The sequence below is a fragment of the Ectopseudomonas khazarica genome (assembly GCF_004521985.1).
GTDB classification, from domain to species: Bacteria; Pseudomonadota; Gammaproteobacteria; order Pseudomonadales; family Pseudomonadaceae; genus Aquipseudomonas; species Aquipseudomonas khazarica.
Map to the genome: position 1 here is coordinate 236,320 of NZ_SBHZ01000002.1, position 14,921 is coordinate 251,240.

Here is a 14,921-nt window from a genome sequence, read left to right on the forward strand (position 1 = left end):
CAAAGCGCGATGCGGCGTCGCCACTGCGTGGCCGGACTGTGCGCCAGGCCACGCAGGTACTCGTCAGCGGAACGGCGGCTCGTCGAAGCTGCGCAGCTTGCGCGAATGCAGCGAGTCGAGCTGGCTGCGCATCAGCTCCAGCGCGGCAATGCCGATGTGCAGGTGCTGGGTCACGGCGCGCTCGTAGAAGGCGCCAGCCGCACCGGGCAGCTTGATCTCGCTGTGCAGGGGTTTGTCCGATACGCACAGCAGCGTGCCGTAGGGCACCCGCAGGCGGTAGCCTTGCGCGGCGATGGTGCCGCTTTCCATGTCCACCGCCACCGCGCGCGACAGGTTGATCAGCGGTCGTTCCTGGGCCCAGCGCAGCTCCCAGTTGCGGTCGTCGTAGGTCAGCACGGTGCCGGTGCGCAGGCGCTTCTTCAGCTCGTCACCCTGCTCGCCGGTCACCAGCTTGGCCGCCTCCTGCAGCGCCTGCTGCACCTCGGCCAGCGCCGGCAGCGGGATATGCGGCGGCAGTACGCGATCGAGAATGCCGTCGCGGCGCATGTAGGCGTGCGCCAGCACGTAGTCGCCGATGGTCTGCGACTGACGCAGGCCGCCGCAGTGGCCGATCATCAGCCAGCAGTGCGGACGCAGCACGGCGAGGTGATCGGTGATGTTCTTGGCGTTGGACGGGCCGACGCCGATGTTGACCAGGGTCACACCGTGGCCATCCTCGGCCTGCAGGTGATAGGCCGGCATCTGGTAGCGGTGCCAGACCACGTTCTCGATGATCGCCTGCATCTCGCCTTCGGTCATGCCGCGACTGATCACCACGTTGCCCGGCAGCACCATGCGGCTGAAGCGCGAGTTGCCCACCAGCATGTCCAGGCCATGGCGGATGAACTGATCGACGTAGCGGTGATAGTTGGTCAGCAGGATCCACGGCTGCACATGGCGCCAGTCGCTGCCGGTGTAGTGCTGGATGCGCTTGAGGGAAAAGTCGGTGCGCGCCGCATCGAACAGCGCCAACGGCAGCGGGTCGATGTTTTCCCAGTCGTACAGGCCGTCGGCCGTGCCATCGGTGGCGGCGGACAGATCGGTGCTGGGGAACACCCGCGCCAGTTCTGCGGCGGTCACACCACTGCCGGCCAGCTCATCGCCGCCCTCGACCACGTAGGGATAGGGGATGTTCTGCTGGCTGCGGCCGACTTCCACGCGCAGGGTGAAATCGTTCATCAGCGGGCGCAGCTGCTCCAGCAGGTATTTGCGGAACGCTGCCGGCTGGGTCACGGTGATGGCGTAGGTTCCCGGCACCTGCACCTTGGCGTAGGCGCGCACGGTGGTCGGCACCTCGCCCTGGCACAGGTAGGTCAGGCGCAGCTCGGGGTAGCGGAACAGGCAGTGCTCGCTGGCGTCCGGACGGATGCGCTCCTTGAGATAACGCTTGAGCGCCTGGCTCAACGCACCAGTGGCCTCCTGGTGCAGGGCGGCGAGACGGTCCACCGCCTCCTCGGGGGTGTGAACAACGATGAAATCATCTGAGCAGGCTTTCACGATGCATCTTCCTGACTGAACGGACATCCCTATCTTGCCTGCATACGCCGACGAAAACATAGCGCGACGACGCTCGCGGCACGATGCCAGCAGCTAGGCTTGCAGCAATTGCCCAGAGGTCATCCCCATGCTTCGAGCACTCTGCCTGCTGCTGGCCGTCGCCGTGTGTCTCGGCGCCCGCGCCGGCGAACTCGATGGCCACTACCGGACGACGCTCGACGGTCAGCCCGCCGAGCTGATCCTGCACCAGCAGGGTGATCAGGTGGAGGGGCAATATGTGGAGAACCGCAGCCTGCGCCTGACCCTCAGGGGCCACTACGACGGCCAGCTGCTGCGCGCCGAGATCAGCGATCCACGCTCCGGCCTGCTGCTGGCGAACATGAATGCCACCTACGCCAACGCGATGCTCAACGCCTCGATCGCCGCACGCGACCCGCGCAACGGGCAGGTGCTGGAGCGCCAGGCCCTGTTCCAGCGCGAAGCGGCGCAGACCGAGCAGGCGCCTGCCGTCGCCGTCATTCACGACCCGGCACTGATCGGCACCTGGGTGCACGAGAAGATCGTCAACAGCGGCGGCGCCAGCTTCGCCTCGTTCAACAGCGTGATGACGCTGCAGCTGAACCCGGACGGCAGCGTCACGCAATGGAGCCGCTCCGCCGCAGGTGGTGCCGAGTGGAGCTACGACAGCCCGGGCGAGGTGCAGTACAGCGGTCACTGGCGCAGTCAGGACGGCCTGCTGATGGTGCGTCTGAGCGGCGCGCCCGACTATCGCCCGGCGGCCTACTACCGCTTCAGTGACCAGTACCTGGTCACCGAGAGCAATAGCGGCCAGATGATCTGGCAGCGCCGCCGCTGATCAGCGGAATCAGGCCGCCTGGTGCAGGCGCACGTTGAACAGTGGCCCCTGGCTGAAACGCGACAGCGTCTTGGCGGCTGCCAGCACGCCCAGGTCGATCAGCGGCTCGACCAGGATCACGCTCATGTAGGCCAGGCCGAAGCTGCCCACCGCCGCCAGGTTTTCGGCGGAGAAACCATGGCCATAGACGGCCCAGAATGCCACCCAGGCGACGATGCCACCCTGGTAGGCAGTCGACAGCGCCAGCGCCTGCTTGTAGGAGAGGTCCACGTAGGCGGTGCCCGGCGCGACGATGCGCTTGGCCAGCAGGCTGATGCCCCACAGCGGCAGCAGCAGCGTGGTGACGTTCATCCCGTACTGCGGCAGGTCGAAGGGCGCGAAAAACAGCCCTTGCAGCAGCAGGCCGGCGGCCAGGCCGATGGCGGCGGCGCCGGCGCCGAACAGCAGCAACAGGGTCGAGCCGAGGATCAGGTGCACCTCGGACACGCCCACAGCGTGGTGCGGGAAGACCTCGAAGAAGCAGAACACCAGCGCAGTGGTCAGCAGGCTGCGCAGTGCCAGTGCGGCGACGCCGCCGTTGTTGCGGATGCCGTCCAGGGCGAGCTTGGCGGTGAGGCCGAGAGCGCTGACGGCGGTTGCGTAGCTGAGCAGGATCTTGGCGCCTTCGACGACACCGGGTTCGATATGCATTGGGGTTCCTTGGCCGCGCCCACCGCGCGACGATTCGGATGGGAGAAAGGGCAATACGCCCGTGAGCGATGGCAGGTCTCCTGGCTCACGGCTTGCCACTTCACCCGCCTTCCCGACCATCGTCAGTGGCACAAGGGGTGTCGTTCGCCGCTTACAGTTGCGGGGGCAGCCAGGGCCTTGGCGAGAGTCGCCGCACCCTGTTCCCTTTTCATCCGCGTGACGCGTGCGCACGCAGAACCATCGGCCGCCAGATTACTCGCCTGTTGCGCCAAAAAACAGCGCATCAGGCGATCGATGCCTGAACCTCAGGCCAGGTGTGGCGTGCTGCGCGCCAGCAGTGCCTCGACATCGACGCCACGCGGCAAGGTCCCGTAGACCCGCCCTCGCCCTTCCAGACGGCTGGCGATGAAGGCATCGCTCACCAGGCTGTTGCCCGCCTCGAGCAGCAACTTGGCCTGCAGTGCCACGGCCATGTCCTCGGTGAGCTGGCGTGCGCGGTACTGGATGTCGGCGGTGTCACGGAAGTCCGCCTGCAGGCGCTGGATATGCGCCTTGAGGCGGGCATCACCATGGCCGTCACCCAGCTCGGCGAACAGCGCGTCGAGCACGCCGGGCTCCTTGGACAGCGCGCGCAGCACGTCCAGGCATTGCACGTTGCCCGAGCCTTCCCAGATCGAGTTGACCGGCGCTTCGCGGTACAGGCGCGGCATGATGGTTTCCTCGACGTAGCCGGCACCGCCCATGCATTCGCTGGCCTCGTAGATCATTTCCGGGGCGCGCTTGCAGATCCAGTACTTGCCCACGGCGGTGACCAGGCGAGCGAACTTGTCCTCCTGCTCGTCATGCTGATGGTCAAGCGCCCGGCCCATGCGCATGCACAGCGCCAGTGCCGCCTCGCTTTCCAGCGCCAGGTCGGCCAGCACGTTCTGCATCAGCGGCTGCTCGGCGAGCAGCTTGCCGCCGACCTGGCGATGCGCGCAGTGGTGCGCCGCATGGGTCAGGGCCTGGCGCATCAGGCTGCTGGAGCCGACCATGCAGTCGAAGCGGGTCATGGCCACCATCTCGATGATGGTCGGCACGCCGCGCCCCTCCTCACCCAGCATCCAGGCGAAGGCGCCACGGTATTCCACCTCGCTGGAGGCGTTGGCCCAGTTGCCCAGCTTGTTCTTCAGGCGCTGGACGTAGAACTCGTTGCGCGAGCCATCCGGGCGATGGCGCGGCAGGAGGAAGCAGGACAAGCCACGGTCGGTATAGGCCAGGGTCAGAAAGGCGTCGCACATCGGCGCCGAGCAGAACCACTTGTGGCCGACCAGCTCGTAGCCCTGCCCCGGCCCGCCGAGGCCGATGGGATAGGCGCGCGTGGTGTTGGCACGCACGTCGGTGCCGCCCTGTTTCTCGGTCATGGCCATGCCGATGGTGACGCCGCTCTTCTGCTCCATCGGCAGGTTGCGCGGGTCGTACTCGGTCGCGAGGATCTTCGGCAGCCACTGCTCGGCGACGTTGGCCTGCAGGCTGATGGCCGGCACGGCGGCGAAGGTCATGGTCAGCGGACAACCGCTGGCGGCCTCGGCCTGGCTGTGCAGGTAGGTGAGACCGGCACGGGCGACATGGGCGCCAGCCCGGGGATCGGTCCAGGGCAGCGACGGCAGGCCATGCTCGATGGCCGTGCGCATCAGCTCGTGATAGGCCGGGTGGAACTCGATCAGGTCGATGCGGTTGCCATAGCGGTCATGGCTCTTGAACACCGGCTTGTTCTCGTTGGCGAGGAACCCTGCCTGCATCAGCGCGCCACCGGCCAGGGCGCCGTATGCACTCAGGCGCTCGTCTGCCCAGCCGCCGTCGTAGCGCCGAATCCACTCCTGCAGCGGCAGGTCGAGGCGGTAGAGATTGGCGCCGTCCAGGCTCGGTACCTGGTTGAACACCTCGTGGGTTTCCGCGTGCAGGCTGGGTTTCATCGCGTGGGCTCCTCGGCGCCGACGGCGCGCAGACAGAAGGTGGCAAGGCCGGCGCTGACCTGCGCCAGTTCCAGTGTGGGTTGTCCGGCTTCGCGGGCGGCGCGAGCTGGCGGAGACAGCGGTCCGACCAGGGCTTCGGCGATGGCGCCAACCAGGCAGGCTGCCACCAGGCCGATCCGTTCGACGCGAAACTCGCCGACGCGAACGCCCTCTTCGAGCAGCTCGCTGAACAGCTCGGCATAGGCCTCGCGGTAGAGCAGGCGCTGCTCGTCGACTTCCGGGTCGACCGGTTCGGCGATCAGGGCAAAGGCCAGGCGCCGGCTGTGCCAGGCGCGGGCAGCGAACTGCTCGAGGCCGAGGCGCAGACGCTGCGTCGCGCTCCCCGTGCCGCGCAGGGCGCTGGCCAGGGCATCGACCTCGCGCTGACTGGCGCTGGCAAAGACTTCCGCGGCCAGCTCGCCCTTGCTGCGGAAATGGCGGTACAGGCTGCCGGTGGCGATACCGACATCCTCGGCCAGCGCCTGCATGGTCAGCGCGGCAAAACCACCGGCGCTGACCCGCTGCAGGGCACAGGCGAGGATGAGCTGGCGCTGCGCCTGGTCGCGGTCCAGTCGGGCTTCGGTGGTGCGATAGACCATGATCTGAATCCTGATTCACTTGTTGCCAGTGAATCAGGATTCAGACCATGGCTAAAGGGGCGATCCGGCCAAATCTGCGGACGAACCGGGAGTGAGGTGCGGCTCGTCAGCCCGGCAGACAGCAGCGCCTGCCGCGAGGAGAGGAACAGAGCGGGAGCACCCGCCTCACCAGGCGGCGCCGGACAGGACGGGCGCGGGTCAGGACGGCACCCGAGTGTCCCTCAGAGCGGCGCGGAGCCGCCGGAAACCACCGCCGGGCGGCACAGCACCCAGTCGTGCAGCAGCACGCGCAGTTCCTCGAACTTGACCGGCTTGGCCAGGTAGTCGCTCATGCCGGCGGCCAGGCAGCGTTCGCGATCGCCGCTGTGGCTGTGCGCGGTGATCGCCAGCACCGGTACCTCGGCGCAGCCAGGCAGGGCGCGGATCGCCCGGCAGGTGGCGAAGCCGTCCATGACCGGCATCTGGCAATCCAGCAGCACGGCATCCACGGACTCTTCGCGCAGCAGCGTCAAAGCCTCCGCGCCGTTGTCGGCCGTGCGCACGCGGTAGCCGAGCTTGAGCAGCATGCCGCGTGTCACCAGCTGGTTGATCGCGTTGTCCTCGACGATCAGCACCGTGCACTGCTGCGCCTGGCGCTGCAGCGTGCCACTCGACTGGCGCGGCGAACGGGCGACCGGCGTGACAGGCTGCTCGGGCAAGGTCAGCGGCACGTTGAGGCGAAAGCGGCTGCCAACGCCGGGTTGCGACTCGTGGCTGAGGCTGCCGCCGAGCAGGTCGACCAGGTGCCGGCAGATCGCCAGACCAATGCCGAGCCCGCCATATTTGCGGGTCATGGAGCCGTCGAGTTGGTGGAAACGCTGGTAGAGGTCCCCCTCGACATGGGCGAAGCCGATCCCGCTGTCGCTGACCACCACGCTGAGCGGCAGGTTGCTGCCAATGCTGCCGGCCCGGCCGACCTCCAGGGTCACACCGCCCTCGCTGGTGAACTTGATGGCGTTGTCCAGCAGGTAGCCCAGCGCCTGCGCCAGCTTGGCGGCGTCCCCTTCGAGGGTGTCCGGCAGGCTGTCATCCAGCTCCAGGGTGAAACTCAGCCCCTTGTCCTCGGCGCGGGGGGCGTACTGGGCGCACAGCCCGTCGAGCAGCCCGCGCAGGCTGAAGGCGTCGCGCCGGGGGTAGAGCTTGCCGGCCTGCAGTTCGGTGAGGGCGAGGATGTCGTTGACCATGCGCATCATGTCGCGCGCCGAGGCGGCAGCCGTCTTCTGGTACTGCTCCAGTTCGACGTCCATCTTCACCGTCTGCATCAGCTCCAGCGAGCCGATCACGCCATTCATCGGGGTACGCAGCTCATGGGTGACGGTGGCGAGGAATTCGTCCTTGAAGCGGTTGCTGTCCGCCAGCTCCTGGTTCAGCGCCTCCAGCTTGCGCCCGGCTTCCTGCAGGATGCGCGTGCGCTCTTCCTTCATCGCGTTGATGCGGTCGGCCAGCGCCAGCGACAACAGGCCGACCTCCAGCGCAGAGCCGATCTGGCTGGCGTACATGGTGAGAAAGACGTTGGGCACATAGCCCAGCACCATCAGGGTGTTGACGATGCCGCCGACGAGGAAGGCGGTCCAGGCGAAGATGAAGTAGCGCGCCACACGCATGCCGCGCAGCCAGGCCAGGATGCCGGCAGCGAAGATCACCACGGTGAACAGCAGGGCCAGGTAGGTGGCCAGGCGCAGGGCCGTGGCGTAGCTGATGCACAGCGCCAGGATCATGACTGCGGCACCACTGGCCATGAGTACCAGCAGCAGGCGGTCGACCCACGGGCTGTGCTCGGCGGTGTGCAGGAAACTGCGGGCGAACTGACAGCCGAACAGCGCGGCGGAGCCGATCAGAAATGGCGTCGCGGCATTCGCCCACCAGGGGCTGTCGGGCCAGAAGTACTCGATGCCGGCACCGTTGACCGAGATCTGGTACAGGCCGAACGAGGCGATGTAGAGGATGTAGTAGAGGTAGCTGGTGTCGCGCACGCTGAGGAAGATGAACAGGTTGTACACCAGCATCACCAGCAGCACGCCGTAGATGATGCCGAGCACGTAGATGCGCCCGGGCTGCTCTTCCAGATAGGCATTGGGCGACCACAGGGTCAGCGGCGCCTGGATCGAGCCCTGGCTCTCCAGGCGCAGGTAGATGCGCTTGGTCTGCCCCGGTTCGAGGCTCAGCTCGAACAGGTAGTTGTTCTGACGAATCTGCCGGCTGTCGAACGGCAGTGCGTCGCCGGTGCGCTGGGCCAGGGCGAAACTGCCGCTGTCGTCGGGCAGGTAGAGTTCCAGATGGTCGAGCGGCGGGTAGGCCAGCTCCAGCAGCCAGCTGCGCGCGCCCTGCTCCTGCCGGGGCAGGTACTGCAGGTCCAGGCGCAACCAGAACACCGAGCGCGAATAGCCGGCATTGAGCACGGGCTTGTCATGCAGGCGAAAACTGCCCTGCACCGCCTGCGAGGAAACGTCGTCGATGCTGGCATCACCGCGCACGTCTTCGAAGACGTACATGCTCTGCCCCAGCGGCAGGGCACGCACCTGTTCGTCGAAGGTGACAGCGCCCACGAGCGAGGAAAAAACGAGGCTCATGACGAGCGCGAGCAGCCGGGACATACGACTCCACTAACACCTGTCGAACGATATCGGACTCCCATCAGCCCATGATCGATATCGCCACGCAGGGCAGACTTATATTCGAATCGCCCTACTCTAGGGACTGTCGAGGCTATTTGCCAGATTCGGCAGGCAGTTTAAGCAATGTCCCACCGATGGATTCGGCCAGGTACTGCAGGGAAAACACCCCACCGTAGGTCCAGGTCGAGGGCATCGCGGCGAAGCGTCCGCCGCGCACGAAAGGCATCGCCTGCCACAGCGGCGACGCGAACAGTTGCGCCTCCTGGGCGAAGGGCTCGATGTGCAGGACCACGCCGCGCTCGATATGCCCCAGCGTGGTGATGGGCACCTGGGTGATGCCCCAGGGGCTGGGCTCCAGCTGCAGCGCCGGCTGCAGGCCGAGCAGCGTCAGCGCATGCTGCGGCATGGAATTGGGACCGTTGATGAAGGCGGCCGTCGGCGAGGAGAAGCGAATCACCGTCACCGCCGGCAGTTGCCCCGCGAAATGTGTCTGCAGCCGCTCACGCAGCTGCACCAGCTCGGCATCCATCGCCTGCAGGCGGCGCCTGGCCAGCGCCTCACGCCCAAGGACACGCGCCAGGTCGAGGAATGCTTCGCGCTGCGCCTGCTGGTTGTCGTGCTGCTGGCCGAAGCCCGGGTACAGCTGCACTGGCGCGATGCGTTCGAGCAACGGACGGATGTCTTCGAGCTGGGGGGCGATGACGATCAGCTGTGGCTGCAGCTCGGCCAGCAACTCGAGATTCGGCTCCAGACGCGAGCCGGCCGACGGCACGCCATCCGGCAGGGTCGGCCGTACCACCCAGGTGCGATAGTCGCCGGCATCGGCGACGGTCAGCGGCGTGACGTCGAGCATCAGCAGGTGCTCCGCCGCCTCCCAGCTCAGCGCCGCGACCCGCGGCGCATCCTGGGCCCACAGGGGCGTCAGCCAGAGCAGCAGCAGACCGAACAATCCGGCTCTCATGCCAGCCTCCCGCGAATCAGCAGGTACACGAAGTAAGCGCCGCACAGTACCGAGGCGACGATGCCCACCGGAATCTGCAACGGGAAGATCAGCGTGCGCCCGGCCCAGTCCGCCAGCAGCATCAGCACCGCGCCCAGCGCCGCCGCCAGCAGCAGTTGCGGCAGCACCCGCCGCGCCCCGAGCAGCACGGCGATGTGCGGCGCCAGCAGGCCGAGAAAGGCCACCGGCCCGAGCAGGCTGGTGACCAGCGCGCAGAGCAGCGCCACCAGGACCAGCAGCGCCAGGCGCACGCGCGGCACGTCCAGGCCACGGCTGGCCGCCACGCCATCGCCGATCCCGATCAGCGTCAAGGCGCGCTGGAACAGTGCGGCCAGGCCGCCCAGCAACAGCACACCCGCGCTCAGCCACAGCGCCTGCGCGGGCGTGGAGCGGTAGGTGGAGCCGGCCAGCCAGCCCAGCAGCGCGAAGGAGTCCCCCGAGCCCTTGGCCAGCACGAACTGCAGCGCGGCATTGAGCAGCGCACCGAGGGAGATGCCCAGCAGCGCCATCAACGCCGGGGAGTAGCGATGCCGTCGGCCGAGCAGCATCAGCACGATCAGCACCGCCAGGCTGCCGAGGAAGGCCGCCAGCGGGGCCACGGCGCCGAGCACACCGCCGCCGAACAGCATCAGCGCCACCATCACTGCCAGGGTGGCGCCGGCCGACAGCCCGAGGATGTCCGGGCTGGCCAGCGGGTTGCGCAGCAGGCGCTGCAGCAGCAGGCCGGATATCGCCAGGCCCGCCCCCGCCGACGCGGCGGTCAGCACACGCGGCCAGCGCAGCGACCAGACCAGCGCCGACGGCCACTGCAGACGCCAGCCGTCCAGGCCACGGGCCAGCCCCAGTGCCAGCGTCAGCGCCAGCAGGGCGAACGCCGCCACCCACAGCGCGCTGCGCCAGCCGAAGCGCTCGGCCCCGGCCGGCAACTGCAGGCCGTGCGGGTCTTCGGCCGCCAGGTGCCGACGGGCCATCCACAGCAACACCGGCGCCCCGATCAGCGCAGCAGCCGCACCGCTGGGCACCAGCTGGCCGCCGATATGATTGGCCAGCAGCGCCAGTACGTCGGTGGCGAGCAGCAACAAGGCGCCGAGCAAGGTGCTGTAGAGCAGTTCGTCGCGCGCACTGCGGGCGCCGAGCAGGCGCGCCAGGTTGGGCGTGAGCAGGCCGATGAAGCCGATCAGGCCGACCGCCGTGATCGACACCGAGCACAGCCACAGCGCCGCCAGGAACAGCGCCAGCATCACCGGCCACAGCGCCAGACCGCGCGCCTGGGCGGCGTCGCCACCCAGCTGCAGCAGGCTCAGCGGACGCGGCGCCAGGACCAGCACGGGCAGCGCCAGCAACAACTTGGGCCACAGCCATTGCACCCAGTGCCAGTCGATCTGCGCCAGGTCACCCGCGCCCCAGACGAACAGTCCCTGGGTGTACTGGTTGTTGATCAGCACCAGCCCCGCCGCCAGCGCCCCCAGCAGCAGGTTCATCGCCATGCCACCGAGCACCAGCGGCAGGCCGCCGATACCGCTGCGACCGGCGATCAGCAGCACCAGGCCGACGGCCACCAGGGCACCGCCGAGGGCCGCCCACTGCCCCTGCTCGGCGGCGAAGGCGGGCAGCAGCAGCGTGGCCAGGACCAGCCCCAGCCAGGCGCCGGACGAGGCGCCAATGGTCATCGGCGACACCAGGCGATTCTGCGTGATCTGCTGCAACAGGCTGCCGGACAGGCCCAGCGCGGCGCCCGTCAGCAACGCCATGCTCAGCCTGGGCAACGCCGACAGCTGCAACTGGAGGAACGCGAAGCTCTGCGCCGGCGCGCCCAGCAGCGCCCACAGCTCCAGCGGCGCGACCTCGGCCGCCAGCCACAGGTGCACCAGCATCAGCGGCAGCAGCGCGAGCAGTGTCAGAACGTGGCGTGCCGGCGCCGAGACTGCCGCCACGTTCAGGCCACCACGGCAATCTTGCGGGCGCCGCCGGGCTGCTCGATCAGTTCGATGTCGATGTCGTAGAGCTGGCTGAGCAGCGGCCCGTCGAGCAGCTCGTCCGGGCTGCCATCGAAGAAGATGCGTCCCTGCTTCAGCGCGATCACCCGGTCGGCATGCCGTGCGGTGAGGTTGATGTCATGCAGGATGGCGACGATGCCACGACCGCTGTCGCGGTTGAGCTGGCGCAGCAGGCCCATCAGCTCGTACTGGTGGGCCAGGTCCAGCGCCGAGGTCGGCTCGTCGAGCAGCAGCAGCGGCGAATGCTGGGCCAGCAGCATGGCGATCCAGGCCCGCTGCCGCTCGCCACCGGACAGGCCGTCGGCCAGCTGCTCGGCGTAGTGGGCGACATCGGTCTGCGCCAGTGCCTGATCGACCGCCGCATGGTCCTCGGCGCGCCAGCGGCCGAGCAGGCCGCGCCAGGGGAAGCGTCCCAGGCGCACCAGCTCGCGTACGGTCAGCCCGGCGACGTCCGGCAGGTGTTGCGGCAGGAACGCCACGCGCCGGGCGAAGTCACGGGCGGAGAAACGCGCCAGGGGCTGATCATCGAGCTGCAGGCTGCCACGCGTCGGCTCCAGCTGACGCGCCAGCAGGTTCATCAGGGTGGATTTGCCCGAGCCGTTGTGGCCGAGGATCACGGTAAAGCGATCACCCTCGAGGTGCAGCTCGTCCAGGGCCAGGGTCACCCGCTCGCCACGGCGGACTTCGATATCACGCAGCTTCAGCACGACGAGGTCCCCGCCAGGCTGCGCACGGTCACATCGAACAGGGGGTGAAGGTCGGGCATCGCGACGAATCCGGGCGACATGAGATAAAGAGGGGCGAATTTAATCATCGATACGCATATGCATCAAATTATCATTCGCCACTGAAGTCTCACGCCGTGCCGGGCTTGCGCACCAGCAAGGGGAACAGCGCAGCCGTCAGCACCAGGCCGGCCGCCCCCACCCAGAACGGCACGACCTGGCCGTAATGACTGACCAGCAGGCCGGCACCGTAGGCCGAGCCCATGTTGCCCAGGCACTGGAAGATGTTGATCTTGCTGAAATCCACCGCGTAGTGCTCCGGCGAGCTCAGCTCGAACAGCAGCGCATCGAGGCGCACCGTGACCTGATACAGCGCCCAGCCGAACAGCACCCGCCCGAGCAGGATCAGCCACTGGTCGGCGAAGCCCTGGATGAAGGTGGCGACGGCGCCCAGCAGCAGGCCGGCGAGGATGCCGTCACGGGTGTTGCCCTGCCGGGTCGCACGACGTCCCCACCACAGTGCCAGCACGGCCACCGCTCCCGGCAGCGAATAGACGAAGCCAGCGGCCATCTCGCTGTTCCAGTGCGCCACCTGCTGCCAGTAGACGGCGAAGAACGGTCGGGTGATGTAACCCACGCAGTAGAACAGCAGCATCACCACGCACAGCCGGTAGATGGCCGGCAGGCTGCGCGCCGTGTTGCGCACCGGTGCCTCGTCGCTCGCAGGCTGCTCGCCGGGCGCGGGCAGGTAGCCGCGCACCAGGTGCATGCAGATGGCCATCTGGATGAAATCGCCGGCCGCCATCACCAGGAACACGTCGCCGATGTTCATGACCTGCAGGACCAGGCCACCCAGCGCGGCACCGAGAATGGCGCCGAAGTGCACCACCACCGACAGCGTGCCGATGGTCTGCGTGTGGTTGTCCTGCTGCTGCAGGCTCATCACGTAGGGGTACATCAGCAGGTAGCTGCCCTTGAACAGCACCATCACCAGCGACACCACCCAGAACAGCGGCAGCGAGTCGATGAAGTAGCAGGCAGCGGTGAGGCTGCCTGCCATGAACTGCGCGCTGATCAGGATCCGCACCGGGTGCACGCGCTTGGCCAGGCGCGCCCAGAGCGGAAACACCGCCATCACCACCAGGCTGACCACGGCCAGGTAGAGGCCGACGTACTGTTCCGGCGGATTGCCGAAGCGCTCGGCGAAATACTGTGGGTAGAACGGGATGATCAGGTTATCGGTGATCACCGCCAGGGCGGTCATCATGATCAGGCAGGTACGCAGAGGCATCGGCAGCAATCGGGCAAGGCGGCAGGACCGCGCATGATGCCACTTCCAGGCAGGCGAACGCCAATACAGACGAGAATCAGAAAGGCTAACGCCAGGCATGCCGTGCAGCCGTCTGAGCCTGGTTAGTGATAAGCTCGCGCACCATGAAAACGCCAAACTCCCGCCCCGTAGTGCTCTGCATGTCCGGCCACGACCCCAGCGGTGGTGCCGGCCTGCAGGCCGATATCGAAGCCCTGCTCGCCCAGGGTTGCCACGCCGCCCCGACGGTAACCGCGCTGACCGTGCAGGACACGGTCAATGTCAGCGACTTCCGCGTGCTCGACCGCGACTGGGTGCTGGCCCAGGCCCGCGCCGTGATCGCCGACCTGCCGGTCGCGGCAGTCAAGCTGGGCATGCTCGGTTCGGTGGAGATGGTCGATACCGTGCTCGAGGTGATGAGCCAGCTGCCCGGCGTACCGCTGGTCTGCGACCCGGTGCTGCGTGCCGGCGGCGGCGGCTCGCTGGGCAGGGACGACGTCGGCTACGCCATGCGCGAGCGGCTGTTCGCCGTGTCCACCATCGCCACACCGAACCTGCCGGAAGCCCGTATCCTGGCCGAACTGCCAGACGGCAGCGCCGACGCGTGCGCCGACAAGCTGTTGCCCTTCATCGAACACCTGCTGATCACCGGCGGCCACGGCGACGAAGCCGAGGTGCACAACCGCCTGTACAGCCGCGATGGCAGCCGCCACACCTTCACCTGCGCCCGCCTGCCCGGCAGCTACCACGGTTCCGGCTGCACCCTGGCCAGCACGCTCGCGGGCCGCCTGGCCCTGGGCGAGGAACTGGTCAGCGCCGTGCGCAGCGCCCTCGACTACACCTGGCGCACCCTGCGCGACGCCGAACAACCGGGTCACGGCCAGTACGTGCCACGCCGCCTGCCCCTGGACTTCGGCGCATGACCTTGCACGGCCTTTACGCCATCACCGACACCCCGTTGCTGGCCGGCGGCAAGCTGCTGCCCTACGCCGAGGCGGCCTTGCGCGGTGGCGCGCGCCTGCTGCAGTACCGCGACAAGTCCGGCGACGACGCCCGCCGTTTCGATGAGGCCCAGGCGCTGGCCGAGCTGTGCCGGCACCACGGCGCCATGCTGATCATCAACGACGACCTGGAGCTGGCCGCACGCCTGGGCGTGGGCCTGCACCTGGGACAGGGCGACGGTTCGCTGGCTGCGGCACGTGCCCGCCTGGGCGGCGACTGTGTACTCGGCGGCACCTGCCATGCCCAACTGGAGCTGGCCGAGCGCGCCGTAGCCGAGGGCGCCAGCTACATCGCCTTCGGACGTTTCTTCAACTCCAACACCAAACCCGGTGCCCCTGCCGCCACCGTGGAGCTGCTGGATCAGGCCCGTGCGCGCTTCGACCGGCCCATCGTCGCCATTGGCGGCGTGAGCCTGGACACCGCCCCTGGCCTGATCGCCCGTGGTGCCAGCATGGTCGCCGTGATCCACGCCCTGTTCGCTGCGGACTCCGCCTCCGAGGTGGAAGACCGCGCCCGCGCCTTCGCGGCGCTGTTCGATTGACCCTTTTGCAGAGAGAAC

General features: G+C 67.9%; 12 protein-coding genes and 1 riboswitch. Of the genes, 3 read left to right on the forward strand and 9 right to left on the reverse strand.

The window, feature by feature from the left end:
* Window positions 1–63: 63 nt before the first annotated feature.
* Window positions 64–1,536, reverse strand: coding sequence for an AMP nucleosidase (gene amn / locus EPK82_RS02930; protein WP_047591523.1), 1,473 nt, complete (start codon window positions 1,534–1,536; stop codon window positions 64–66).
* A gap of 127 nt (window positions 1,537–1,663) precedes the next feature.
* Between amn and EPK82_RS02935 the strand changes: the two genes are divergently transcribed.
* A complete protein-coding gene (locus tag EPK82_RS02935; protein ID WP_134675735.1) occupies window positions 1,664–2,392 on the forward strand; it encodes a hypothetical protein in 729 nt (242 codons plus the stop codon).
* A 9-nt stretch (window positions 2,393–2,401) separates the two neighbouring features.
* On the opposite strand, the gene EPK82_RS02940 is transcribed toward EPK82_RS02935, so the two are convergent.
* From EPK82_RS02940 to EPK82_RS02975, 8 genes are all read right to left on the reverse strand, one after another.
* Window positions 2,402–3,082 (reverse strand): energy-coupling factor ABC transporter permease, encoded by a 681-nt coding sequence (locus EPK82_RS02940; RefSeq protein ID WP_134675736.1) that lies wholly within the window; start codon window positions 3,080–3,082, stop codon window positions 2,402–2,404.
* A gap of 53 nt (window positions 3,083–3,135) precedes the next feature.
* Window positions 3,136–3,339, reverse strand: a riboswitch (cobalamin riboswitch).
* 48 nt (window positions 3,340–3,387) lie between these two features.
* On the reverse strand, window positions 3,388–5,037 hold the full coding sequence (locus EPK82_RS02945; RefSeq protein ID WP_047591529.1) for an acyl-CoA dehydrogenase family protein: 1,650 nt from the start codon (window positions 5,035–5,037) through the stop codon (window positions 3,388–3,390).
* A complete protein-coding gene (locus tag EPK82_RS02950; RefSeq protein WP_134675737.1) occupies window positions 5,034–5,675 on the reverse strand; it encodes a TetR/AcrR family transcriptional regulator in 642 nt (213 codons plus the stop codon). The genes EPK82_RS02945 and EPK82_RS02950 overlap by 4 nt, the downstream gene beginning before the upstream one ends.
* Window positions 5,676–5,896: 221 nt before the next feature.
* Complete coding sequence (locus EPK82_RS02955; protein ID WP_208651084.1) at window positions 5,897–8,284, reverse strand: hybrid sensor histidine kinase/response regulator; 2,388 nt, start codon at window positions 8,282–8,284, stop codon at window positions 5,897–5,899.
* A gap of 136 nt (window positions 8,285–8,420) precedes the next feature.
* Complete coding sequence (locus tag EPK82_RS02960; protein ID WP_134675739.1) at window positions 8,421–9,290, reverse strand: ABC transporter substrate-binding protein; 870 nt, start codon at window positions 9,288–9,290, stop codon at window positions 8,421–8,423.
* The gene (gene fhuB, locus EPK82_RS02965; RefSeq protein ID WP_134675740.1) at window positions 9,287–11,263 is read right to left on the reverse strand and encodes a Fe(3+)-hydroxamate ABC transporter permease FhuB; all 1,977 of its coding nucleotides are present in this window, start codon (window positions 11,261–11,263) and stop codon (window positions 9,287–9,289) included. Before fhuB ends, EPK82_RS02960 begins: the two co-directional genes overlap by 4 nt.
* Window positions 11,264–11,265: 2 nt before the next feature.
* Window positions 11,266–12,033, reverse strand: a complete 768-nt coding sequence (locus tag EPK82_RS02970) for an ABC transporter ATP-binding protein (protein WP_037051625.1) — start codon at window positions 12,031–12,033, stop codon at window positions 11,266–11,268.
* Between the two features lie 148 nt (window positions 12,034–12,181).
* Window positions 12,182–13,342, reverse strand: a complete 1,161-nt coding sequence (locus EPK82_RS02975) for an MFS transporter (protein WP_037051786.1) — start codon at window positions 13,340–13,342, stop codon at window positions 12,182–12,184.
* Between the two features lie 143 nt (window positions 13,343–13,485).
* Between EPK82_RS02975 and EPK82_RS02980 the strand changes: the two genes are divergently transcribed.
* The gene (locus EPK82_RS02980; RefSeq protein WP_037051623.1) at window positions 13,486–14,283 is read left to right on the forward strand and encodes a hydroxymethylpyrimidine/phosphomethylpyrimidine kinase; all 798 of its coding nucleotides are present in this window, start codon (window positions 13,486–13,488) and stop codon (window positions 14,281–14,283) included.
* Entirely contained in the window at window positions 14,280–14,903 is a 624-nt protein-coding gene (gene thiE / locus EPK82_RS02985) for a thiamine phosphate synthase (protein ID WP_134675741.1), read from the forward strand. Before EPK82_RS02980 ends, thiE begins: the two co-directional genes overlap by 4 nt.
* Window positions 14,904–14,921: the final 18 nt, after the last annotated feature.